21 protein-coding genes and 1 tRNA gene are annotated in these 23,781 nt (G+C 64.8%); 7 read left to right on the top strand and 15 right to left on the bottom strand.

Annotated features, from left to right (window positions below; translation table 11 throughout):
* The first annotated feature begins 5 nt into the window (after positions 1-5).
* Positions 6-4,028 carry an Eco57I restriction-modification methylase domain-containing protein gene (locus G6R31_RS09025; protein ID WP_017871452.1) on the top strand — a complete coding sequence of 1,341 codons (4,023 nt, stop codon included), beginning with the start codon at positions 6-8 and terminating at the stop codon, positions 4,026-4,028.
* Positions 4,025-5,830 (top strand): DUF262 domain-containing protein, encoded by a 1,806-nt coding sequence (locus tag G6R31_RS09020; RefSeq protein ID WP_017871451.1) that lies wholly within the window; start codon positions 4,025-4,027, stop codon positions 5,828-5,830. Before G6R31_RS09025 ends, G6R31_RS09020 begins: the two co-directional genes overlap by 4 nt.
* A 219-nt stretch (positions 5,831-6,049) precedes the next feature.
* Here the strand turns inward: G6R31_RS09020 and G6R31_RS09015 are convergent, their stop codons facing one another.
* From G6R31_RS09015 to G6R31_RS09000, 4 genes are all read right to left on the bottom strand, one after another.
* Complete coding sequence (locus G6R31_RS09015) at positions 6,050-7,270, bottom strand: DNA cytosine methyltransferase (protein WP_017871450.1); 1,221 nt, start codon at positions 7,268-7,270, stop codon at positions 6,050-6,052.
* A gap of 217 nt (positions 7,271-7,487) precedes the next feature.
* Positions 7,488-7,757, bottom strand: coding sequence for a hypothetical protein (locus G6R31_RS09010; RefSeq protein WP_152423757.1), 270 nt, complete (start codon positions 7,755-7,757; stop codon positions 7,488-7,490).
* A 230-nt stretch (positions 7,758-7,987) separates the two neighbouring features.
* Complete coding sequence (locus tag G6R31_RS09005; RefSeq protein WP_017871448.1) at positions 7,988-8,245, bottom strand: hypothetical protein; 258 nt, start codon at positions 8,243-8,245, stop codon at positions 7,988-7,990.
* Positions 8,246-9,085 carry a transposase gene (locus G6R31_RS09000; protein ID WP_161618026.1) on the bottom strand — a complete coding sequence of 280 codons (840 nt, stop codon included), beginning with the start codon at positions 9,083-9,085 and terminating at the stop codon, positions 8,246-8,248. It abuts the gene before it with no gap.
* Between the two features lie 167 nt (positions 9,086-9,252).
* Here G6R31_RS09000 and G6R31_RS08995 point away from each other — a divergent pair, with 167 nt between their 5' ends.
* Positions 9,253-10,065 (top strand): IS5-like element ISDra5 family transposase, encoded by an 813-nt coding sequence (locus tag G6R31_RS08995; RefSeq protein WP_164993977.1) that lies wholly within the window; start codon positions 9,253-9,255, stop codon positions 10,063-10,065.
* A 494-nt stretch (positions 10,066-10,559) separates the two neighbouring features.
* On the opposite strand, the gene G6R31_RS08990 is transcribed toward G6R31_RS08995, so the two are convergent.
* Entirely contained in the window at positions 10,560-11,393 is an 834-nt protein-coding gene (locus tag G6R31_RS08990; protein WP_017871253.1) for a hypothetical protein, read from the bottom strand.
* 37 nt (positions 11,394-11,430) lie between these two features.
* On the opposite strand from G6R31_RS08990, the gene G6R31_RS08985 reads away from it, so the two are divergent.
* Entirely contained in the window at positions 11,431-12,225 is a 795-nt protein-coding gene (locus G6R31_RS08985) for an alpha/beta fold hydrolase (RefSeq protein ID WP_017871254.1), read from the top strand.
* A gap of 10 nt (positions 12,226-12,235) precedes the next feature.
* Here the strand turns inward: G6R31_RS08985 and G6R31_RS08980 are convergent, their stop codons facing one another.
* On the bottom strand, positions 12,236-13,594 hold the full coding sequence (locus G6R31_RS08980; RefSeq protein WP_017871255.1) for a glycogen synthase: 1,359 nt from the start codon (positions 13,592-13,594) through the stop codon (positions 12,236-12,238).
* A 101-nt stretch (positions 13,595-13,695) separates the two neighbouring features.
* Between G6R31_RS08980 and G6R31_RS08975 the strand changes: the two genes are divergently transcribed.
* Positions 13,696-13,785, top strand: a tRNA-Ser gene (locus G6R31_RS08975).
* A gap of 62 nt (positions 13,786-13,847) precedes the next feature.
* Here the strand turns inward: G6R31_RS08975 and ruvB are convergent.
* Together ruvB and G6R31_RS08965 are read right to left on the bottom strand one after the other, a co-directional pair.
* Positions 13,848-14,849: a Holliday junction branch migration DNA helicase RuvB gene (gene ruvB / locus G6R31_RS08970; protein ID WP_017871256.1), complete on the bottom strand. Its 1,002-nt coding sequence runs from the start codon at positions 14,847-14,849 to the stop codon at positions 13,848-13,850.
* Between the two features lie 69 nt (positions 14,850-14,918).
* Entirely contained in the window at positions 14,919-15,605 is a 687-nt protein-coding gene (locus G6R31_RS08965) for an SCO family protein (RefSeq protein ID WP_017871257.1), read from the bottom strand.
* Between the two features lie 156 nt (positions 15,606-15,761).
* On the opposite strand from G6R31_RS08965, the gene G6R31_RS08960 reads away from it, so the two are divergent.
* The gene (locus G6R31_RS08960; RefSeq protein ID WP_017871258.1) at positions 15,762-16,286 is read left to right on the top strand and encodes a M23 family metallopeptidase; all 525 of its coding nucleotides are present in this window, start codon (positions 15,762-15,764) and stop codon (positions 16,284-16,286) included.
* Here the strand turns inward: G6R31_RS08960 and G6R31_RS08955 are convergent.
* The gene (locus G6R31_RS08955) at positions 16,249-17,073 is read right to left on the bottom strand and encodes an AAC(3) family N-acetyltransferase (protein WP_025567796.1); all 825 of its coding nucleotides are present in this window, start codon (positions 17,071-17,073) and stop codon (positions 16,249-16,251) included. The genes G6R31_RS08960 and G6R31_RS08955 overlap by 38 nt on opposite strands.
* A 222-nt stretch (positions 17,074-17,295) precedes the next feature.
* Entirely contained in the window at positions 17,296-17,535 is a 240-nt protein-coding gene (locus G6R31_RS08950; protein WP_017871260.1) for a hypothetical protein, read from the bottom strand.
* A 228-nt stretch (positions 17,536-17,763) separates the two neighbouring features.
* Between G6R31_RS08950 and dnaG the strand changes: the two genes are divergently transcribed.
* On the top strand, positions 17,764-19,524 hold the full coding sequence (gene dnaG, locus G6R31_RS08945; protein WP_051056507.1) for a DNA primase: 1,761 nt from the start codon (positions 17,764-17,766) through the stop codon (positions 19,522-19,524).
* A gap of 157 nt (positions 19,525-19,681) precedes the next feature.
* Here dnaG and G6R31_RS08940 read toward each other — a convergent pair whose 3' ends face one another.
* From G6R31_RS08940 to G6R31_RS08920, 5 genes are all read right to left on the bottom strand, one after another.
* Positions 19,682-19,882, bottom strand: a complete 201-nt coding sequence (locus G6R31_RS08940) for a histidine phosphatase family protein (RefSeq protein ID WP_017871262.1) — start codon at positions 19,880-19,882, stop codon at positions 19,682-19,684.
* Between the two features lie 75 nt (positions 19,883-19,957).
* On the bottom strand, positions 19,958-20,416 hold the full coding sequence (locus tag G6R31_RS08935; protein WP_017871263.1) for a histidine phosphatase family protein: 459 nt from the start codon (positions 20,414-20,416) through the stop codon (positions 19,958-19,960).
* Positions 20,413-22,044, bottom strand: coding sequence for an NUDIX domain-containing protein (locus G6R31_RS08930; protein ID WP_017871264.1), 1,632 nt, complete (start codon positions 22,042-22,044; stop codon positions 20,413-20,415). Before G6R31_RS08930 ends, G6R31_RS08935 begins: the two co-directional genes overlap by 4 nt.
* Positions 22,041-23,000, bottom strand: a complete 960-nt coding sequence (locus tag G6R31_RS08925) for a GNAT family N-acetyltransferase (protein ID WP_017871265.1) — start codon at positions 22,998-23,000, stop codon at positions 22,041-22,043. The genes G6R31_RS08930 and G6R31_RS08925 overlap by 4 nt, the downstream gene beginning before the upstream one ends.
* Positions 22,997-23,602 (bottom strand): GGDEF domain-containing protein, encoded by a 606-nt coding sequence (locus G6R31_RS08920; protein WP_025567431.1) that lies wholly within the window; start codon positions 23,600-23,602, stop codon positions 22,997-22,999. Before G6R31_RS08920 ends, G6R31_RS08925 begins: the two co-directional genes overlap by 4 nt.
* Positions 23,603-23,781 lie beyond the last annotated feature (179 nt).

Genomic DNA, 23,781 nt, shown 5'->3' with positions numbered 1-23,781 from the left:
TTCCTATGATCAAAGCCACCCTGAGCGTCACTGAACTCAAGCATCTGCGTCAGAGCCTGCGGGACTTTGACTTCACCGAAACCATGAGCCTTCTCGGCTGGAGCCGGGCCAGCGGCAGCAGCAACGTAACGGTCGGCGAGGAGACGTTCAAGCTCAGGCCCATCGCCCGGCTGGGTGGCGTGCAGGTCATCGAGGTCACGGGCGGCCAGAACCCTGGCACGCTGCCGCTGGAGGGGGTGCGGCACAAGGTCAGCGACGAGGTGGTCAAGACCGCCCACGAGCACGTCCTGGTCTTCGTGAACGAGGGGCGCAACCAGAGTCACTGGTACTGGGTCAAGCGCGGCCTGAACGAGGAAGGCAAGCACAAGGCGCAGCCGCGCACCCACACCTACGTGAGGGGCCAGCCCGACGACCTCTTCGTGAGCAAACTGTCGGGGCTGTTCGTGGACATCGGGGAGCTGAACGAGGACGGTGAGCTGCCGGTGTTGGAAGCCGCGCAGCGCCTGCAAAATGCCCTCGACAGCGAACACGTCGTCAAGAAGTTCTACAACCAGTTCAAGGACGTGCGCGAGGAATTCGCCTCGCAAATTCGGGGCATCAGCGACGACCGTGACCGGGCGTGGTACGCCAGCGTCATCCTCAACCGCCTGATGTTCGTGTACTTCCTGCAAGGCAAGGGCTTCCTGGGCCGCCCCAACAGTGGCAGCGACGGTGACCGCCGCTACCTGCAACAGCACATGGCCGCGAGCCGCAAGCGGGGCGCCGACCGCTACTACAGCGAGTTCCTGCATCACCTCTTTTTCGATGCCTTTGCCAAGCCGGAAGACGGGCGCAGCGACGAGACCAGGACAATGGTGGGGCAGATTCCCTACCTCAACGGCGGCCTGTTTCTCAAGCACAGCATCGAACTGAAGTACCCGGACATCGCCATCCCCGACCACGCCTTCGACATCATCCTGAAGCTGTTCGGGGACTACGAGTGGAATCTCAGCGACGACGATAAGCACGCGGGCGGCCTCGACCCGGACGTGCTGGGCCACATCTTCGAGAAGTACATCAACCAGAAGGGTTTCGGGGCGTACTACACCCGCCCGGAAATCACCGAGTACCTGTGCGAGCAGACGGTACGCAAACTGGTGCTGGACAAAATCAAGGCCTACCGCCCCGACGACAAGCAGCTTCACCTCAACCTCGGCGACGCCCTGACCCGCGCCGACGTGGGGCTGGTGCGCTGGCTGCTGACCGCCGACGACGGCCTGAAGCAACTCAGTCTGCTGGACCCGGCCTGCGGTTCGGGCGCGTTTCTAGTGTCGGCCCTCAAGACCCTGCTCGACATCTACACCGCCCTGATGGGCCGCATCGACGCCTTCAACGACCCCACCCTGAACGCGTGGCGCAGCGACCTGCGCGGCAAGCACGAGAGCGCCAACTACAACCTCAAAAAGAAAATCATCACCGAGAACCTGTACGGCGTCGACCTGATGCCCGAAGCGGGCGAAATCGCCAAGCTGCGCCTTTTCCTCGCGCTGGTCAGCAGTGCCAACAAGCTCGAAGACCTTGAACCGCTGCCCAACATCGATTTCAACATCCTGGCGGGCAACAGCCTCATCGGGCTGCTGGAAGTGGACGAGAAGGCCTACAACGCCCAGCGTGGCGGCAAGGGCGCAGCCGTCACGCCCCTGCTGGGCATCGGCTCGGTGACCTACAGCGACATCGTGAAGGAGCGCCAGCGTCTGCTGCGCGACTACCGCAACGCCAGCAAACTGGGCATCCAGAACCTCACCTCTTTGCGCGAGGACATCCAGCGGCAGAAGGAAACCGCCTACGAAACCCTCAACGCCCTGTTGCACAAGCAGTTCCATGACCTCGGTATCAAGTACGAGCAGGCCACCTGGGACGCTGCCAAGGGCAAGGAAGGCAAAAGCACCAAGCGGGCGCTGACCCTGGCTGACATCACGGCCCTCAAGCCCTTTCACTGGGCCTTCGAGTTTGCCGAGGTGATGGAGCGCGGCGGCTTTGACGGCGTGATTGCCAACCCGCCGTGGGACATCGTGAAGCCCAACGGCAAAGAGTTCTTGCAGTCGCACGCGCCGACCATTCAAAAGAACAAGATGCTGATTAAGGACTTCGAGAAGGAGCAGTCCAAGCTGCTGGCCGACGACGCTATTCGCGCCGAGTGGTTGGCCTACCAGTCGAGCTACCCCCACGTCAGCGCCTACTACCGCGCCGCGCCGCAGTTCACGCATCAGTCCAGCACCGTCAACGGCAAAAAGACGGGCAGCGACCTGAACCTCTACAAGCTGTTTCTGGAGCAGGGCTACCGCTTGCTGCGAGACGGCGGCGAGTGCGGCATCGTGATACCCAGCGGCGTATACACCGACCTGGGCGCGAAGGGATTGCGCGAGATGCTATTCAACAAGACGAGCATCACGTCACTTTTCGGTCTTTCTAATGAAAAATTTCTATTTGAAGATGTACATCACTCATTTAAGTTCTGCATTTTGACTTTTGGTAAGGGTGAGCAAAGTTTTGATTTTCCGGCGGCTTTTAGAATTAATCCTCGGGAAGCTATTGGGAAAGATAAGCTGCGAAATTTCTTGTATGATAGTAACCAGCATATTGTAATGAAAGTTGATTTGATTCGACGCCTCTCGCCCGACAGTCTGAGCGTGATGGAGTTCAAGACCGAACTGGACGCCCACATTGCCCAGAAGATGCTGAAATTTCCGCTGCTGGGCGAGCAGTTGCCGGATGTATGGAACCTGAAACTGACCCGCGAGTTTGACATGACCAACGACAGTCACCTGTTCCGCACCGAGCCGGGGCCGGGGCGCTTGCCGCTGTACGAAGGCAAGATGATTCACCAGTTCCGCCACGACTTCGCCGGGCCACGCTACTGGGTGGACGAGAAGGAGGGGCGACAAGGTGTTCTTGGACGCGGGAGGGACACAGGCAAACAGTTGGCATATCAGACTTACCGTCTTGGCTTCCGAGCCATTGCGAGAAGTACAGATTCCCGAACTTTCATAGTCGGTCCAGTTCCGAAAAATGTCTTTGCAGGTAACTCTATTCTGGTTTCTACTGATACCGAAAACTCTGCAAATGACTTGGAAATCCTTTATGTACAGTCTGTAATGAACAGTTTTGTAGCGGATTACAGCATCCGTCAAGCAGTATCCGCCAACATCAATATGTTTTTTATCTATCAAGTCCCCGTCCCTCGCCTCACCCCATCTGACCCCGACTTCCAACCCATCGTGACGGCGGCGGCGAAGCTCATCTGCACGACCCCAGAGTTTGACGACCTTGCCAAAGCGGCGGGCCTGCGCGGGTCTCAGGACGGCGTGACCGACGAAGCGGGGCGGGCCAGGCTGCGGGCAGAACTGGACGGGCGGGTGGCCCACCTGTACGGCCTGACCGAAGACGAGTTTGAGCACATCCTGGGGACTTTCCCCCTGGTGGCTGGTGACGTGAAGGCGGCGGCGCTGCAAGCCTTCCGCGACCTTGCGCCGCTGGGGGGCGACCCCGAACTGGTGCGGCTGGTGCGCGGGGGCGAGGGACAGCAACTGGAGTTCAAGGAGACGTTTGCCTGGGACGTGCGCGGAGCCAAGCAGGCCGACTACATCAAGGATGAAGTCTTCAAGACGGTGGCCGCTTTCGCCAACGCTTCGGGCGGCACCCTGCTGATTGGCGTGACCGACGAGGGGCGCGGGATGGGGCTGGACGCTGACTTCAAGCTGCGCGGCAAGGCGGAGCGCACCAACGACAAGTTCGAGCTTTACCTGCGCCAGGAGCTGCGGAAGGCCCTGGAACCGGATGTGGGCGAGTGGGTCAGCGTGACTTTCCCGGTGCTGGACGGTCAACAGGTTTGCCGCGTCGACGTGCGGACCTCGCCGGAGGACATCTTTACCAGGGACGGCACCCTGTACGTCCGCCGGGGCAACGAGTCGCGCAAGCTCAAGGGAGCGGAACTGGCGGGCCATATTCGGCGGCGCGTCCAGACCACGGAGCAAGGAGAAATCGCATGACGACATCGTTCACACCGGACAAAAAATCCCTTTCCGACATGATGCGGTCGGTCGCGGAGGGCAAGATTCAGCTTCCTGATTTTCAGCGGGGCTGGGTGTGGACGGATGACCACATCCGCAGCCTGCTCGCCAGCGTATCCATGTCCTATCCCATCGGGGCGGTCATGATGCTCGAAACCGGCAACCCGGATGTGCGCTTCAAGGTGCGCTCGCTTGAGGGAGCGGAACCGGCCTCTACAGTGGCCCCGGACCACTTGCTCCTTGACGGTCAGCAGCGCATGACCAGTCTGTTTCAGGCCATCAGCAGCGGCAAGGTCGTCGAGACACGCGACGCCCGCAACAAGCTCATCAAGCGCTGGTACTACGTGGACATGAAGAAAGCCACCGACCCGAATGCTGATCGGGAAGAGGCGTTTATCAGCCTGCCGGAGGACCGTCAGCTTCGCAATTTCCAGGGGAAGGTCGTGGCCGACTACAGCACCGCCGAACTGGAGCGTGCGGCGGGGCTGTTTCCTCTGGGCCTGATGTTCGATGCGATGGGTCAGAACCAGTGGATGATGGCCCACGTTGGCAGTGACCCAAACCAGATGCAAGCGCGGCTTCTCGAATGGCAGGCGTTTACCGAGGCAGTCCTGCACCCCTTTCAGCAGTATCAGGTGCCTGTTATCACGATGGGCAGGGGCACGCCCAAGGAAGCGGTCTGTCAGGTCTTCGAGAAGGTCAATACGGGCGGTGTGAGCCTGACTGTCTTCGAGCTGTTGACCGCGACCTTTGCCGCCGACAATTACCGCCTGCGCGAGGCGTGGCTGGGCGACACGAGCGGTGAAGTGGGGATCAAGGGGCGACTGCATCAACACCCCGTTCTGACCAATGTCGAGAGCACCGACTTCCTTCAGGCGGTGACGCTGCTGGCGACCCGCGCCCGCCGTCTGGAGCAGCTACAGGGTGGAAAGAGCGAACAGGAGGCGGCGGCAGTCTCGTGCAAGCGCAAAGACATCCTGAGGCTTACCCTGGCCGAGTATCAGGCGCACGCCCCAGCCGTAGAGCAGGGCTTTTTGAAAGCGGCGCAATTCCTGCGAACGCAGAAGATGTTCACCGCCCGCGACTTGCCTTACCGGACGCAACTGACACCCCTGGCGGCGGCACTCGCTGTACTGGGCGATAAGGCCGAAGGGATAGCCGTAAAAGACAAGTTGGCAGAGTGGTACTGGAACGGCGTGTTCGGCGAACTGTACGCCGGCGCGACGGAGACCCGCTTTGCCAAGGACTTCCCGGAACTGCTGGCGTGGATGGCCGGTGGCACTGAGCCGGATACGGTGCGCGAAGCCAACTTCAATGCCCAGCGCCTCGACGAGTTGCGAACCCGCAACAGTGCCGCCTACAAGGGGGTCTACGCTCTGCTGATGCGTGATGGCGCGGAGGACTTCCGCACCGGTGACCCCGCCACCCACCTGGCCTATTTCGAAGAGAACATCGACATTCACCACATCTTTCCGCAAGAATGGTGTATCAGGCAGGGCATAGATAAGCGTGTCTATGACAGTGTCATCAACAAGACTCCGCTCACTTACAAGACTAATCGCAAGATCGGCGGTGTTGCCCCAAGTGTTTATCTTGAAAAGCTGCAATCGGATAGGCAGGCCCCTATCTCTCCAAGCCGGATGGACGACATTCTGCAGACCCATGTCATAGACGTAGAAGCATTGAGAAATGACGATTTTGAGGGCTTCTATAATGCCCGCCGAGCCGCCTTGCTGGAACGCATTTCAGGAGCTATGAAGAAGCGGATTATAAGAGAATAACAACTGCTCTATGCCATTCGGGCGAGCAGGAGGTGGAGGGGATACGTCCCCTCTTTTCACTTATCTGATGACAGAGCCCGACGACTGGCCGGTCTACGACTACATCGTCCGCCACACCCGATGCGACGACAAGGGGCGCTCTCAGGGTAGACGGAAGAGCTGGATACGGGCTTCCCGGATACGGCAAACCGGATTGGGAAAACCCGTCACTACAGGCAGTCACGAACGAACGGAGAGAAGCTGGGTGCGGATACTGCTGGCAAAGATTTCCCCGAGCTGCGCCGGCACCGCATTGCCAAGCTGCTGGATACAGGCGCCCCAGGTCCCGAGGAATTCCCACTCGTCAGGGAAGGTCTGAAGTCGGGCAGCCTCGCGGGTCGTGAAGTAGCGCAGTACGCCCTCGTGCTCAGCATTCAGGACGTTCTCGCCGCCGGGTGTCCCATGACCGTGCATGCCAGCCTTGAGGGCTTTGGCGGGCATGTCAGGAACGCTGCCGATGTGGCGCGGCGGATAAATGCGTGCCCCCGGATGCTGAACGTGATTGATCACCTGTGGTGCCACGCCGCGTGGGACGGGGGCTGGCAGATCTTGGATGGCGTCCCGAACTGTTCGCCAGGGCCTCCGGCCATCAGGTGGCAGCCGCGGCGCCTGCGCCTGGAGAGCGGCCCTGATTGTCCTGTCGCGCTTGCCCAGGGGCTCCACCGGCCTGAGCCCATGACGAAGCCAGGAGTCGCCCGTCACCCACTGGTCATGCATCAAGGCCAGCTTGCTCCGGGTAGGGCCGGGGAAGGCCGGCTCCAGTCCCAGGTCGGCGCGCAGAGCCAGGAAGAACACTCGCTCACGCCGCTGCGGCACACCGTAGTCGGCCGTGTCGATCAGACGCACGGCGAGGGCGTACTTTTCCTCGTCGGCAAAGTCCGCAGGTCTGACCCGCTTCAACACCTCCAGTTGCTCCTGCCAGGAGGCTTCCGGATCAAGCGGGCAGCAGGGAAAACGCAGCCGCAGTTGGATGTACTCCATATACGGCGCGAACTTGGCCTGCGTCAGGCCCTTGACGTTCTCCAGCAAAACGGCGCGGGGCCGGACCTGCTTGACCGCGTCGAGAAAGGTCGGAAACATATTGCGGGGATCGGTCTGACCACCGCCGGCACCGCCAGTCGAGAACGGCTGGCAGGGCGGCCCGCCACTCAACAGATCGACCCGTCCCGCGAAGGCGCTGTAATCGATGCTCTGTGCAGCAGCGTGAATGACCCGCGCTGGATCGGTACCCAGGACCCGCTCACTGTTGAGGCGCAGGGTGGCGACGGCGTACCGCTCCCACTCGATCAACCCGAGGTGCTCGAAGCCGGCCTGATGCACCCCCACAGCCAGGCCCTCCGCTCCAGCGAACAGTTCCAGTGCCGTGAGCGTGTCGTTTCCGCTTTGCTGCTTGACTTGCATGTCGGTATGCCGCCCATCACCCAAAGGCAAGGTGCTCAACTTGCCAGCCCTGCGAGGAGTCGCGTTGTATGCGATGAGATGTTGGGCTGCCGGCAGAGGGCGGTGTCAGCAAAGACCATGCGTCCCGGACTGTACGCGACTGCGGGCGATAAGGCGACTGACCTGCTCTCGTGTCAATCGCCTACGTCAGGGGTGCCAGTTCCCCGCAGGGAACGTTTCAGGGCAGCAGGTAGAGATTGGCCCTGCGGTTGTCCAACGTGTTGCCATTCAGGTGACCGACGCGGTCATCAGGACCAGCCCCGAGCAGCAGGCGGTGAAGCAAAACCGTGCCGGCGCCGGGCATACAGGTCACCACGTACTTGCGCTTCCGGCCCCCCAGATACCAACGGTGCAGCTGCGCTTGCTCCACATCCTGGGGGTCAACCAACGCTTGCGCCACAGCAACCCCGTTGCGGCCTCCAGCGCGTCCATACACAGTCAGAGTCATGCCCTGAGCATCCGTGCTCCCCCGGGCACCGCAGAGGGCGTTAAATTTTGCTCTCAGTGGCAAAGCGGCAAACCACCGCGACCTGTCTCCCCCCGCCAGCTCCCATCCGTAGCGTTCCACCCCCGCCCCCCCCGGGTCGGGATGGGAACCGAGGGGCGCGGCTGAGAGTTGCCGTCCTCCTACCCGCTCGTGCAAAGAACGATGGGCAAGGGCCACACCCGGGCGGTCTCCTAGAACACGAGATCTTCGTCGTCAGAGCGCTCGGTGTCCTCAGGGAGAGCGGCGAGCTCCTCCTCTGTAGGCGAAGCCGTCAGGGTCGGGTCGGGGATGTATTCCAGAACGTCGAGCAGGCTGACCCGCTTGCCGGTGAGCCGGGTCAGCCCATCAAGCACCAACGCAAGCGTCGGGAGGTCGACCCGAGTGGGCTCATTGCCCCGCCGGGCGATACGATAAATGGTATTCATGCGGGTGATACTCATGAGTTGCATTCATGCAGCCTGCCGAGTTTTTTCCGACAGCAATGTCAGTTCAGCAGCATCCAAGCGGGAGAGGGCGGCAAGAAGCAGGTGCCGAATAACATGTGGCATGAGGGTGAGGCGGACTTCCTCCGCTGCTTCACCCAGGGTCAGGCGCCAGGCCGGACGTTGGCCTTGTGTCATCCCTGCTTTGAATTGCGTATAGAGCGCCAGACCAATGCTGAGCCACACGAGAAAGAGCCAATTCTCGATGCCCGTCTCCGTTCGGAGACGGGTTTCCTTCAATCCGAAATCATGCTTGGCTGACTTGAAGAACGACTCGATCAGCCAGCGTCGCTTGTGGCGTCTGGTCAGCGTCCTTGCCTCTCCCGGTTGTGTGTCCAGCACGTAGAAACGTTTGATCTTTCCGTCGTGGGGCAGTTCGACCCACGACACGTACAGGGGCAGACCGGGCAGCCCACTCAGTTCGATGCGCTCACCACGACGGGCCTCCTTCAGACGGCGACCATCGGACAGCAGAAGATTCGAGCGACCACCGATGCTGACATGCTTAAAGCCCCACCAGCGCAGCAGGTCCATCGCATCTGCACTGTAGAAACCCGAGTCCATCACGAGAAACTGCGGGAGGTCTCCCCAGAAGTAAGGATGAAAGCGCCGAATCAGCTTCAGAGCCAACTGGATCGGTGTTTCGTCATGAGCCGGGTCGTAGATGGCGTGGCCCATCGGAAAGCTGAGCTTTCCGATGCTGACGTGGAGGACAACGAGATGGATGCCGAACACCCCGTTGTAGGTTCGTGTGTACGGGAGGCTCTTTCCCGTTTTCTCGATGCTGGTCAGGTCGACCCGAATCACCAGCCAGGGTTTTTGACCACGTAGGCGGTGGTAAGCAGCCCGGAGAGCTTCCATCTGAAAGCGCAAACGCGCTTTCTCTAGAGCCTGTCAGTCTAGCAATCTGACTTTTTATAAAAAATATGTAAATAGCATAGTAAGGGTGTCACGGCTGGGTGTAGAACTGGGACATGCTGTCAGAGCGAAAACCCTACAAGAGCGACCTGGATGACGAAACTTACCTCTTCATCCTGCCTTACTTTCTGCTCGCTCCAGAAGACGCTCACCAGCGCGTCTACCCGATACGTGAAGTCCTCAATGCCGCTCTGTGGTTTGGCCGCACAGGGAGTCAGTGGGAGTACCTCCCACACGACTTTCCGCCATACAAAATTGTCCATCAGCAACTGATGCGGTGGTTTGAACGAGGTTGCTTCGAGAACCTCGCTCACGACCTGCATTCACTGGTTCGCGAGGACGCCCTCAAGGAGGGCGTTCCTACCGTTGCCATCGTGGATAGCCGCACTCTGCAAAGCACGCCCGAGAGTGGCGGACGTGCTGGATATGACGGTGGAAAGCGTCGTAAGGGCAGCAAAATCCACGCTGCTGTCGACACGATGGGTAATGTCATGACGTTGCTCGTCACCCCTGGCAATGAGCAAGACCGAGAGCAGGTCTATGACTTGTGCCGCGAGGTGCAGCAGGTCACTGGTGACCACATTGATGTCGTTATCGCCGACCAGGGGTACACCGGAGAGCAGCCGCAGATTGATGCTTCCTTGAACGATGTGGAACTTGTTGTGGTGAAACGCCCGACTGGAGCGACGGGCTTTGTGCTGCTTCCGTTGCGATGGGTGGTTGAACGGACATTCGCCTGGACAGCACGTTTTCGCCGTCTATCACGTGATTTGGAGAGGCTGCAAAGCAGTCTCCTCGGCTTTCACTGGCTCGCGGTATCTGTTACGCTCCTAAACAAATTAAAGCCAATTCTTGGCTCGCTAGCCTGACAGCCTCTAGAGTATTTGACAAAAAGACGCAACGTCTTTTTGGCGAGCGGAGCGAGTGCAAAACACTGAGCAGGGCGGAGAATGGAGTGATGCGGGGTGCCGTTCCGCGCATCACGTAATTCGGAGAACTGCTCTAACGGTTTGATGTCCACCGTGTTGAGCAGTCGACTGACGGTGCTGGCCGAGCAGGTCTTGACCTGACGGAGTTGCTTGCGGCCTCCCCCTTCGAGAAACATACCCAAGGTGCCCTCGAACGTGCGCCATGCCGTTGGGGTCAATTCAGCCTCCAGGGCGCGGTAGAGTTCGTGTACGTCTGGGAGCGAGTTTTTCTTTTTGGTCACGCAAGACAGAAAAGCACGTCCCAGACGTGCTTATTGGGAATATTCACCCATTGCAACTCATGAGTATGAGGTGGCTTTGAAAAACAGATTTCGCCTGAAGTCGGTTTTTCCGGGCGCAGGCGAGTCCAAGCGGAGACGAGGTTGGAGCGCCCCTCACCCCGCCGCGTAGATGGGATTTTCAAACTGAATGTCCAGCCCCAGCGCGAGGTCGGCGGCGAGTTCTTCGGGGGTGTCGCCCCAGCTTTCCAGGCTGATGTCCCCGAAGCCCCGGGCGCGGGCCTGGGCGCAGACGCCGAGAAGCAGCGCCTGACGCAGCGAGGTGTGGCGCAGGTCGGCGCGCACGCCGGGGGCGTCGATGCGCACGTACCCTTCCTCCTCCGCGGCGCGGCAGATGCCGCAGGCCCGGCCCTCCCCGTCCAGCGCGATGAGGCTCAGGGCGCTGTCGTAGCCCCCGGCCCCGTCCTCGGCGGCGGCAGGCAACACGGCGTGGTGGCCGATGCGGTCCTCGTAACTGGCAAGGGCGTCCAGCCGCGCCGCGAGGTCGGGCACCTCGGCCAGCGGGCGCAGGGTCAGCCCGTCGGGGGCAGGCACCGTTTCCTGCGGCGTCGGCCCGGCGAGCAGGCGGTAGGCGCCGACCTCCTGAAACCCGGCGCGGGCCAGCGACACGGCGCCGAACAGGTGGCCGTCGGCGAAGGCATAGACCTTCCCGGCGTCCCGGTGCGCGGCCTGGGCGAGCGCGGTCTGCACGGCTTCCTCCTCGGCGGGTTCTCCGGCCAGCGCCCCGCCCATCAGTTCCAGGCCATGCGCGGGACTCGGCCTGACCCCGGCGGCGCCGCGCACGTTGTTTTCCTCGTCCAGCACCACCCAGGCAGCCTGGAGGGTGTCGGCCAGCCAGGCCATGTCCTCGGCGGCAGCGCCGTACAGGGCGGCGAACACGGGCAGCAGTTCGGCGGGCGGGGCAGGGACGACGCGGAGGGTGGGGGTCACGCCCCCAGGGTAACGTGAGGGTAACGCGGAGGCGAGTGTGAGCGTTTCCGACACGTTGCCCTGTGCCGTGCCGCTCTACCCTGACCAGATGACCTCCAACGAAACGGCCCGCACCGGAGCCACCCCTGCGACCCCCAAGCCCCGCACCGCCGTTCTGCTCCACGCTTATCCCCTCGCCGCCGACATGTGGCGCGAGCAGCGTGCCGCCCTGGAAGGGGCCGGGCTGACGGTCCTGACGCCCGACCTGCCGGGATTCGGCGGGCGCGAGGGGGCGATGGAGACGCTCCCCCAGGCAGTCGAGGCGCTGCTGGCCGAGTTGCCGCAGGAACCGCTGAGCGTGGTGGGCCTGAGCATGGGCGGGTATCTGGCCCTCGAACTGCTGCGTCAGGCCCCGGAGCGTGTGGGGCGGCTGGTGCTGGCCGACACCTCCAGCCGCGCCGACAGCCCCGAAAAGCAGAAGGACCGCCGCCAGCAGGCCAGCCGCGTGCTGGTCGAGGGCCGCGACTTCATCATCGACGCGGCCCGCGAGGAACATTCCGCCGCCACCTTCGGAAAGGTCCTGCCGCTGATTGAGCGTGCTTCCCGTGAGGGCATCGCCGGGGCGCTGGGCGCGATGGCCGCCCGAGAGGAAGGCCGCACTACCCTGCAAGGGGCGCAGGTGCCTCTGCTGGTCATCGTGGGCCGCGAGGACACCCTGACCCCGGTGGACATGGCGCAGGAAATCGCCGACGCCGGGCGCGGAGAACTCGTCGTTCTCGAGGGCGCCGCGCACCTGTCCAACCTCGACCAACCGGAAGCGTTTAACGCCGAGCTGCTGAAGTTCCTGGCCTGAGGGCCGGGGTTCAGGTCTGCGGGTGGGCCGTCCCCAGCAGACTCTCGTACAGCGCCAGATATTTGTGCGCCGGACCGTCCCACGAAAAGTCCAGCGACATGGCGAGCGCGGCGCGGGCCTGCCACTGCGCCGGGTCCTGGTAGGCGGCGTGGGCTTCGCGGCTGGCCTGCGTCAGCGCCTGCGCGGTCGCCTCGGCAAAGCGGAAGCCGACTTCATGCGGCACGGTGTCCACCAGTCCGCCGGTTTCGCGCACCACCGGCAAGGTGCCGTAGCGCATGGCGATGAGCTGCGACAGGCCGCACGGCTCGAAGCGGCTGGGCATGGCAAAGGCGTCGGCCCCGGCGTAGATGCGGTGCGCCAGCGGCTCGTTCATGCCCTGAGCGAAGGCCACGCGCGGGTGGTGCGCCCAGCCGGTGAAGGCCGAGGTGAGCAGCGGGTCGCCGCCGCCGAGGACCACCACGTTCCAGTCGCGCACCAGTTCGGGCAGGGCGGTGAGCAGCAGGTCCATGCCCTTCTGGTCGGCCAGACGGCTGACGGCAGCGAGAACGGGTGCGTCGTCCAGGCCGAATTCCTGGCGCAGGTCGGCCCCCGCCCCTGCCTTGCCCGCCGGGTCGCCGTAGGCGGCGATGTCGGGGTCGGTGCGCGGGTTCCAGCGGTCCTGGTCCAGCCCGTTGAGGATGCCCGAGAGGCGGCCCTGGTGGGTCAGTCGCGTGAGCAGGCCGTCCAGCCCCTCGCCGTACTGCGGCGTGGTGATTTCCTGCGCGTAGGTCGGGCTGACGGTGGTGACGTGGTCGGCAAAGCTCAGCCCCGCCTTCATCAGGTTCAGGTCTCCGAAAAACTCCACCCCCTCGGGGCCGAAAGCCCAGTCCGGCAGCCCGGTCCAGCCCGCCGCCTCGTGCAGGTTCCAGCGGCCCTGGTACTGGAGGTTGTGAACCGAAAAGACGGTTCTCAGCCCACGCAGGTGGGCGTGCGCGACCACCAGACCCGCCTGCCAGTCGTGCCCGTGCAGTACGTCGGGCGTCACGCCGGTGGCGTCCAGGGCCGGAAGCGCCGCTCGCCCGAAGGCGCAGAAGCGCTCCACGTCGTCGGGGTGGTACAGACCGGGCCGCTGAAAGGCGCTCAGCCCCAGAAACAGAAAGCGCACGCCGCCCTGCCGGAGTTCACCCAGCCACGTCTCCTGCCCCCCGAGTTCGCCGCGCCAGAGTTCCTGCGGCTCGCCGTCCAGCGAGGCGTACCAGGGCGAAAGCACCGTAACTTCTGTTTCCTGCTCCAGCCGCGCCTGCACAGCGGGCAGGGCGCCCAGCACGTCGCCCAGACCACCGGACCGGGAAAAGGGAAACACCTCGGAAGCGACATGCAGCACGCGCATGGCTTTACTGTACGCCGCGGCCCGCACTCTGCCGTCCCCCCTCGTCAAAGGCGCGGAGGTGTGCTACACTCCCGCTTGCCCGAGTGACGGGCAGGCCGTGTGGAGAGGTGGCAGAGTGGTTGAATGCGTCGCTCTCGAAAAGCGGAGTACTCGCAAGGGTACCGTGGGTTCGAATCCCACCCTCTTCGCCAAAAGAAAATCCCCCGTCCGGATGAAGGACGGGGGATTTCTTGTGTACCTCAGTTCGGAAAGCTCAGTTCAGAAAAAGGCCGCTGCCGTCCTCCGCGCCGCCCACAGGCAGCCCCAGATGGTCGTAGGCGTGCGCCGTCGCCACGCGGCCACGCGGCGTGCGCTTGATGAAGCCGAGCTGAATCAGGTACGGCTCGTACACGTCTTCCAGCGTCAGGGCGTCCTCGCTGATGGCGGTGGCGAGGGTGTCCACGCCCACCGGCCCCCCGGCGAAGCGGTGAATCAGCGTTTCGAGGTACTTCTTGTCGCGGTCGTCCAGCCCCGCCGAGTCCAGGCCGAGCTTGTCGAGCGCGCTGTGCGCCCGGTCGATGCCGATGGTGGTTTCGCCCGCCACGTCGGCGTAGTCGCGCACGCGCCGCAGCAGCCGCTTGGCGATGCGCATGGTGCCGCGTGACCGGGCGCCGATTTCCAGCCCCGCTTCTTCTTCCAGCCCGAAGCCCAGCAGCCGGGCGTCGCGCAGCAGGTTGGCAGCGATTTCCTCGGCGGTGTAGTACTCCAGATGCTCGATGATGCCGAAGCGCGAGCGCATGGGCGCGGTGATCAGGCCGGGCCGGGTGGTCGCGCCCACCAGCGTGAAGCGCGGCAGCGGCAGTTCGATGGTCCGCGCCGCAGGCCCCTGCCCCAGCACGATGTCGAGCTTGAAATCTTCCATCGCCGGGTAGAGGTGCTCCTCGGCCACGCGGCCCAGACGGTGAATCTCGTCGATGAACAGCACGTCGCCTTCTTCCAGCGAGTTGGTCAGGATGGCGGCGAGGTCGCCCGGCTTCTCGATGGCAGGCCCGGAGGTCACGCGGATATTCACGCCGAGTTCGTAGGCGATGATGTGCGCCAGCGTGGTCTTGCCGAGGCCCGGAGGCCCGAACAGCAGCGTGTGGTCCAGCGCCTCACGGCGGCCCCGGGCGGCCTGAAGGTAAACGCCGAGCTTGTCCTTGAGCCGTTCTTGCCCGACATACTCGGCCAGGGTCTTGGGACGCAGCGCGGCGTCGAGATTCTCGGGGGCAGTCATGGCTCCTATATTATGCTATTTGCGAAATGAGGGAAAGCCGGTTGGGTGATTTGCGGCTCTGCTCCGGTTTCAGCTGCCCGCGTACTGCCGCACGAGCGCGGGCAGGTCGCGTTCCAGGGTGCCGTCCATCACCTCGGTGTTGGTGTAGACCCGCACGAACTGACCGCCGGGGTCCAGCACCCGCACCTCGTCGCCGTGGATGCGGGCGGCTTCGGCGGCGGTGACGGCGGGCGCACTGCTCGCCCCGTCCGTCTGCAGGTGGGCGCTGTGGTCGGTGGCGGGGGGCGGGGCCACATTGTTCACGAACAGGGCCCTGGCCGCCGCGTTGATGGTTTCGGGCTTGCCGGTCAGGCCGGTGAAGGCCGGGTCGAACCTGTTCAGGTACTCGCGCAGCACCGGCGGCGTGTCGTTCACGGGGTCCACCGTCACCAGTTGCACCTGCACGCGGCGCCGCTGCTCGTCTTCAAGCGTCTTGTAGGTGCGGGCGAGGCTGGCGAGGGTGATGGGGCACACGTCGGGGCAGCGGGCGAAGCCGAAAAACACCAGCCGCAGCCGCCCGTCCGACGCGGCGAGGGTGGTTGGGCGGCCCTGGTCGTCGGTCAGGGCCAGCGCCGGAACTGCCAGCGGCGTCTCCAGCGCGGTACCCCCCGACAGCCCGCCTGCTCCGGGCAAAAGCCCAGGGTTGAGGGCGCGAATGATCAGCAGCCCGGCCAGCACAGCAGCGACGGACAGCAGGGCGGCGGTGAGCCATTTCATACGGGAGTCAGAGTAGGCGGCCCGGCGCGGGCGCGTGTCCCCGCTGCCGCTTCCCTGGTGCCTGCCGCCTGGTGCCTGCTTCCTGGTGATCGCCGCGCCGCCCGACTGCAACTTTTGCCGGATTCCTCCCCGCCCCGCCCGCGCCATGCTGACCGGATGCGGCCTTTCGGCACCCTGGTCTTCGTGGCCTTCCTGGTTTTTCTGGCGTGGCTGTTCTGGCCCCTGCTGCGGCCCTCGGTGGAGCAGGCGCGGCGCTCGGGCGCTCTGCTCTCGGCTCCGGCACCCAGCGCCCTGCCCCACCCGCTGCCGGGCCGGGGCCTGACCGACACCTGGGGGGGTGCCCGCAGTGGAGGTCGAAAGCACGAAGGCATCGACATTTTCGCCCCGCGTGACACCCCGATTCGGGCCACCACCGAGGGCATCGTCCTCAACGTCGGCCCCAACACGCTCGGCGGGCGCACCGTCATGCTTCTGGGTCCGGGCGGGCAGCGGCACTACTACGCGCACCTCGAGCGCTATCCCGACCTGTCCGAAGGCGACTGGGTCAACGCGGGCGACGTGGTGGGCTACGTGGGCGACAGCGGCAACGCCAGGGGAACCCCGCCCCACCTGCACTACGGCATCTACACGGCGGCGGGGGCCATCAACCCTTATCCGCTGCTGCGGGCAGGGCAGAAGTAGTGCGCCAGAGCTTCACCGCGAAATCGACCAGCTCGCGCTGCGACATCAGCCGCGCCTGCGCCGAGCCGACCTGACCGCGCACCACCCCGCCCGCCGCCTCGAACGCCGCCTTGACCGGCGCGAAGGTTTCGGCGTCGTAAGCGGCCTCGTCGAAGGTGAGCCACTGCCGCTCGCCATTCACCATGACCGGCCCGCTGACGGCCACGGTGGGCCGCACCCCGGCGCGGATTTCGGCGAGGTGCAGGCTGGTGTTGCTCTCGGTGCCGAGGAGCAGCACCCGGCCCCCGAGGTCATAGACGCGGGCGAGCGGCGAGCCTTCCCCGAGTGAGAAGGCCAGCGTGTGCCCGGCCGTTACGACCTCTGCGTGCCGCCCCCACGCGGCGAAGGAGTTGTGCGGGTGGTCGCTGCGGCGCACGCCGGGCCAGCGGCGAAACAGTTCGGGAATGCGGCCCATCCCGCGCGTGGGCGTGAGCGCCGGGTCGAAGGCCGGAAGCTCGGCCCGGATGACCTCCCACCAGGCCTCCGGCACCGGCGGATGGAGCCAGCCGGCGGGGTCGGTCAGGTCGCTGCTGTGGGTGGGCATGACCAGCGTGCCCTGCGGCGTCAGTACGTCCTGAAGCGCCTGGATAACCGCCACCGCGCCGCCCGCCACCCACCCGAGGCGGCTGAGGCTGGAATGCACCAGCAGCACGTCCCCCGCCTGCACGCCCAGCGAGCGCAGGTCGGCGGCGAGGCTGGCGCGGGTGCGGGGCGCGTTGGCGTAGGCGACGGCGGTTTCTTCGGACATGGCACCAGCGTAGGCCACCCGGCGCGACGGGGCATCTGCCGGGTGGCCTGTCTCTGACGGTTCTTATACGGTTTTAAGGAGATGGACGGGCATCCGGCGCCTTTCCGGATGTTCGGGAATCGGATTAAAACCGTATCTTTCCATGCGCTCCGCGCAAAATTGCGCCCGGACATGTCCGGGACTCAATTTGAAACCGTATTATCTGGCTTTTCTTATCTGGCTTTACGCCGCCTGCTCCAGGCTCAGCCGCCGTTCGAGGTCGTCGAGCGCTTCCTGATACAGCGAGTCGGGCAGTTGGGACAGCACCGCCAGAAAGGTGGCCGCTTCGTGCAGCCCGGGGTGGGTGCTTTCGTGGGACCAGCCCGGCCCCTCCGCCACCAGTCGCACACGGCCCTGGGTGATGAGAAACCGGACGCGGCCCTCCCCCGTCCGCGTATCGCTGAAATGACGAATCACGTTCATGTCCTCAGCGTAACGCGCCAGGCTGACCCTTGCATCAGCCGAAATGATGAGACCTTGAGACAGGGGAGGGGAGGGCCGGGGGAAGCGGCGCCTCTGGAACCTTTCAGAAACAGTTGCGGCGGCGGGCGGGCGGCAGAGTGGTGGCCCGGATTCTCAGCCGCCGACCGCCCCTTGGCTCTAAACTCGAGGTCTGCCCGGCGAGCGGTCCGGCGGGGGAGGTGAGGTCACATGGGAACGAAGGAAGATGTCCGCGCACGGCTGAATATTGCCGATGTGGTGGGCGAATATGTGCGCCTGACCCCCGCCGGGAAAGGGCGCATGAAGGGCCTGTGCCCCTTTCACAAGGAAAAGACCCCCAGTTTTCAGGTGGACACCGAAAAGGGCTACTACCACTGCTTCGGGTGCAAGGCGAGCGGCGACGTGTTCGGCTTCGTGCAGCAGGTCGAGTCGCTCAGCTTCGGCGACGCGCTTCGCAAGCTGGCCGACCGCGCCGGGATTCAGATCGACGCCAAGTACGGCGAAAAGACCAGCCGCGACCTGTACGAGGTCAACGCCTTCGCGCTCGCCTATTTCCGCTCGCACCTGCCGGGACCGGCGCTGGACTACCTGCGCGGACGCGGCCTGAGCGACGAGACGATTGCCGCCTTCGAGTTGGGCTACGCGCCCGACGGCTGGGACGGGCTGCTGAAACTCGCCCGCACCAAAGGCTTGACCGAAAGGCAACTGCTCGAAGCCGGGCTGCTCACCGAGAATCCGGAAAACGGGCGCATCTACGACCGCTTCCGGGGCCGCGTCATGTTTCCCATTCGTGACCACCTCGGGCGGCTGGTCGGCTTCGGTGGGCGCGTGCTGGACGACTCCAAACCCAAATACCTGAACACGCCGGAAACGGCGGCCTTTAAAAAGGGCGAACTGCTCTACGGGCTGGACCGGGCACGCACCGGCCTGGGCAGCGGCACCGAACTGGTGGTGGTCGAGGGGTATATGGACGTGATTTCCATGCACCAGCACGGGTTTACCGGGGCCGTCGCCTCGCTGGGCACTGCCCTGACCGCCGAACACGCGCAGCTCCTTGAGAGGCTGGGCGCCCAGAGCATCGTCCTCATGTTCGACCAGGACGGCGCGGGCCTCAAGGCGACGCTGGCGGGACTCGACCAGACCATCGGCGCCAGGTTCCGCGTGCGGGCCACCTCCGTGCCCAGCGGCAAGGACCCCGCCGACGCGCTGTTTTCGGGAGATGAAGCGGGCATCCGGCAGGCGCTCGCCGGGGGGCTGGACGAGGTGAAATACCGCGTGCAGGCCGCCACCGAGAAGTACGGCGTGGACACCAACGAGGGCAAGCGCGGCGTCCTGATGGAGCTGCTGCCCCGGATGCAGAACCTCGACCCGCTGGACAGCATCGCGCAGGACATGCGAACGGCGGCGTGCGAACTGCTCGGCATCCGGCCAGGGGCGCTGCTCGACTGGATCGGTTCCAAGGCCAAACGCCGCACCTTGACCGACACCCACCTGGCGGGCATGAGCCAGAGCGGGGGCGAGGAGGAGCACGAGCTGGCGCTGCTGCGGCAACTGCTGGTGGACCCCTCGCTCCTGGCCAAGCTCGACGGCTCGATGCCCTGGCGCAACGAGGCGGTGCGCAAGGTGATGCTCGCCGCCCGGGGCGCCCAGAGTTCCGACGACATTCTGGACCTCTTCCGGGGGCAGCCCGAGGAGCAGCTCCTCATCCGCCTGATGTTCGAGGGCCGCGATTCGGGCAGCCTGTCACGGGCGTCCTCGCAGGAATACGAGCAGAAGGTCACGGCCTACGCCGCTGCCGCCGTGGACGACATTCAGGTCACGCTGAACATCGACGCGCTGAAAAATGAGGTGGAGCTGCTGAAAAAGCAGATTGCGGTGGTGCCGCCCGCCGAGCAGACCGCCCTCCTGGGCCAGATCAGCGAGTTGCAGCGGGCCATCGAGGCGGAAAAGCGGGCGCGGCGGGGAAACTGAATCATACGGATTCCGCTTAATTCCTGCACAGTCGGGAAGGCGCCGCCTGTGCATCCATATCGCAGAATCCGTATTTTTTCCTACTCGCATCCGCTCTGCTGCGCAGCTTTGCAAGTCGGATTGAATCTGAAACTACCAGATTCAATCGGAATCGGTATCACTCCGCCAGATGCGGCCCCAGATTCACGCCCGTCAGCAGCACCGTCTGGGAGGTGCGGCTCAGCCGAAGGTTCGCAAAGCGGGTGTCCTCGAAGGCGAACCAACCGTGCTGTACGCCCATCAGCTCACGCAGCACCGTGTTGAGCAGGCCGCCGTGCGACACCACCAGGACATTCTCCCCGCCGCCCTGCCAAATCATACGGATTCCGCTTAATTCCTGCACAGTCGGGAAAGCGCCGCCTGTGCATCCATATCGCAGAATCCGTATTTTTTCCTACTCGCATCCGCTCGGATTGAATCTGAAACTACCAGATTCAATCGGAATCCGTATCAGTTCCAGCGCTTGCAGGGCGCGGGCGCGGATGGCGGCCTGTGACTCGCCGCCGTCGCGGGTGAGGGGGTCGAGGTCGTGCCGGAAGGCGGGAATCGGGTATTTTTCCAGCGCTTCCTCACGTCCCATGCCCGCCAGCGGGCCGTTGTCCCACTCGCGCAGCAGGTCGGTGGGGGTCAGCGGCAGCCCCAGGGCGTCGGTCACGATGTGCGCGGTTTCGTGCGCCCGCAGCAGCGTGGAGCAGTACGCCCGGTCAAAGTTCGGGGGCTGCGTCGCCCAGTACGCCGCCAGAGCCTGCGCCTGGGCGCGGCCCACGTCGGTCAGCGGCGAATCGTAACGGCCTTCATGCACGCCCTCGTCGTCGGCGCGGGAGCGGCCATGTCGCAGCAGGGTGAGATTCATGCGGGCCTCCGGGTCGCCAGAATGACCCGTTCCTTGCGCGTCACCTGAAGCTCGCTGCACACCAGCTGGGGATGGGCGAACAGGGCGTCCCGCTCGGCGTCGCCGCCGTGTAAGCCGTCAGGCAGATACATCGGCGGCGAGAAGTTGTCCAGAACCAGCGAGCCGCCGGGACGGAGCGCGCCTACCAGACTGTTCAAGGCGGCGGGTGTTTTGGCGGTTCCCACATCGGCAAAGATAAGGTCGAACGGCCCGTCCTCCAAAGCGTCGGCCCAGTCCGTTGTCAGCACCCGCGCCCGTTCGTCGGTACGCAGCAGTTCTGCCGCCTGCGCCGCCCGCTCCGGGTCGTTTTCTATCGTGAGCAGCGTGGCCCCGGCGTCCATGCCCGCCAGCAGCCACGCCGTGCCTGCGCCCAGCCCGCTGCCGAGTTCCAGCACCCGCCCGCCCGGTTTGCTCGCCGCCAGGGTTCGCAGCAGCCGCCCGGTTTCCTCGCTGCACGAGCGGTCAAAGCCGGAGGCACGCGCCAGTTCGTCAGCACGGGCGACGAGCGGCGGCGCTTGCAGGTGCGGCGGCGTCTGCCCCCGCGCGGCGAGCACCTGCCGCAGTTGCACGTCGTCGGCCCAGGGCAGCGCGTGGGGGTTGACCCAGATGAGGGGGCGGCCCTCGGGACTGCTTTCGAGCGTCAGCACCCGCAGCGGCACGCACACCGAATCCGAGCCGTCGGTCAGGGTCCAGCCTGCGCCGGCCACCTCGCAGCGGGCGCCGGCTTCTTCCCAGGCCTCGCGTACGGCGGCCTGCTCGGGCGTTTCGCCTCTCTCGATGCCGCCGCCGGGCAGCGTCCAGCCGGCCCGCGCCCCGGTCATCAGGACGAAGCCGTCCTCACGCTCAATCCAGGCGCAGGCCCGCCCGGTGCGTTCCAGGCCGGGCGAGAGGTCGAGGGCGAAAGTGACGTGCCGGGCCGGGGACAGGTCGGCCAGAAGGTCCAGCCAGTCCAGCGGCAACGCGCCGCCCAGCAGTTCGGTCAGCGCGTCTTGCAGCCCGGCCCCGCCCGAGCGCAGGCGCGAGAGGGTGCCGGAAACGTGGAGTTCGCGGGCGGCCCTGAAATCGGCCTTGTGGGACGCGAAACTTTGCAGGAAACGGTCTTCGGGCCGGTGGCCTTCTTCCAGAAACCCCACCAGCGTCAGGCGCAGCGCCGCCCGTTGCAGGGGTTCGGGGGCGCGGCCCACCCGCATGCCTTTGCTGCTCACGTAGGGGTCGTCGGTCAGCAGCCGGGCGCAGCCGCCCCAGGGGTCGGGGGCCGCGTAGCTCACCCCGCGAATGCCACTCATGGCAACCGCTCCGGCGCACTGCGGGCAGGGTTCCACGGTGGTGAGCACCGTCCACGACAGGCACTCGGGGCGGCGGATATCGGGCACGCTCAGCAGCGCGTTGATTTCGGCGTGCGCGAGGTCGTGGCCGCCAATCACGCCCGCGTGTGCCCGGCGCGGCTCGCCCAGACGGTTGCGCCCGCGCCCGACCACGTTCCCTTCGGCGTCCACGATGCACGCGCCGATGGGGTAGGAGCCGTAGAGATAGCCGTCCCACGCCTCACTCATGGCGGTCAGCCAGCCGGGGAGGAAAGGGTCGGTCATGCGCTTGCCCCGTTGACGTGGCTCTCAGTGTCGTGGCTCTCAGTGTCCTGGCTCTCGGTGTCCTGGCTGAAGACATTGACCCAGGTTTCCCCCCGCTGCTGCCAGATGGAGGTCACCAGCACGCGGTGAAGGTCAGGCGAATCCGGCGCGGTGAACTCGGCCCGGTAACTCAGCAGCAGCAGCCCTGGCGCCAGCGTCCTGACCTGCTCCGCGCTCAGGGTGTAGGTCGCCACGCTCGGCCCGGCCCCCAGTTGCGCGGCGTGTGCCTCGCGCCCCGCACGTCCCGCCGCGTAGACGCCCAGAAAATCCTCGGAAAGCAGGCGCCGGTCAGCCTCCGCGTCGCCATTTTTCAGGGCTTCCCAGACCTGTTTTTCCAGGTCCAGAACCGTTTGGAGGGGATCGGGCCGGGCCTCACCCGACAGCCGCGCCCCTACCTCCGGCCACTCCGAACGCGTGACCGAGTACATCACCGTGTCGCGCATCGTGCCGTCGGCGCGGCGCATGTGCGAGCGCAACACGCCTTCCCGGACCGCGCCTAGCCCCTCAATCGCTCGCTGAGAGCGCGTATTCAGGAGGTCGGTCTTGAGTTGCACCCGCTCCATCCCCATCTCCTCGAAGGCGTGGCGGAGCATCAGAAGCTTCATGCGGCGGTTTGTTCCGGTGCGCCAGTGCTCCGGCGTAAGCCACGTCCAGCCGATTTCCAGCCCCGAATGCGCGGCGCGGATGTCGCCGTAGCGCGTGCTGCCTGCCAGTTTCCCGCCGACCTCGACCACGAAGGCCATCTGCGCTGGGTCGGTCAGTGCGCCCCGGTAATAGTCGGGCGTGTTCGGCGGCGTGCCCATCAGCCGCAGCGCCTCGGCGTGGGCGCTGGCGAGGTCGCACAGCGGCTGAATATCGGCCTCGGTCAGCGGGCGCAGGGTGAGGGCGCCGCCTTGCAGGGTCAGGTCGTGCTTCACAGTTCTCCCCGGTGCCGTTCAATCAGGTCGTCGAGCGCCTCACGCAGCAGGCTGGCCTCGGTGCGGCCCAGGGCGCCGGAGAGTTTGGCGAGGCGTTCGAGCTGGCTTTTGGGGTAGTAGTTCGACTTGAGGACCATCTTGGATTCCACGTAGATGCACACGCGGCTCCGGCCCTCGCGCTTGGCCCGCAGCAGGGCTTCGTCGGCGGCGCGGTACAGCTCGGCGTACTCGCTGGCGTGGGCAGGCCGGGCGGCGAGGCCAACACTCAGGCCCAGGCTCCGGGGCCACTGCGGGTCGCGGTGGATGTGAAAGTGCTTGATGACCTCGTCGAACAGAATCAGCGCGGTTTCGGCGGCGGTCTCGGGCAAAATCGCCGCGTATTCGTCGCCGCCGATGCGCCCGATGACGCTCCCGCTCGGCAGGCTGCCCGAAAGCAGCCGCTCGACGACCTTCAGCACCCGGTCGCCTTCGGTGTGCCCGAGCGAGTCGTTCAGCAGCTTGAAATGGTCGAGGTCCAGCACCGCCAGCGTCAGCGGCGCCGGACCGAGCTTCTCGAAGGCCTCCTCGAAAGGGGCGCGTGACAAAATCGCGGGTCTTGCCATGATGGGGAAACCTCCGGGGCAGAGCGGGATAAACAGGGGCCGACCGACGCCTCGCAGCGTCAGTTTATGATCATCTGTATTTGTCCCTTACATATATATGTTCTAAGTAGTATCTAGCAAGTGGCTACGCCTATTTCGCGTGCTGGTGCACCTTGAGCGTCCTAGACTCAGATTGTCAG

The sequence above is a fragment of the Deinococcus wulumuqiensis R12 genome, assembly GCF_011067105.1.
Taxonomy (GTDB): domain Bacteria; phylum Deinococcota; class Deinococci; order Deinococcales; family Deinococcaceae; genus Deinococcus; species Deinococcus wulumuqiensis.
Note: the sequence above shows the minus strand (reverse complement) of the source record. Positions and strands in the feature narration are given on the sequence as shown.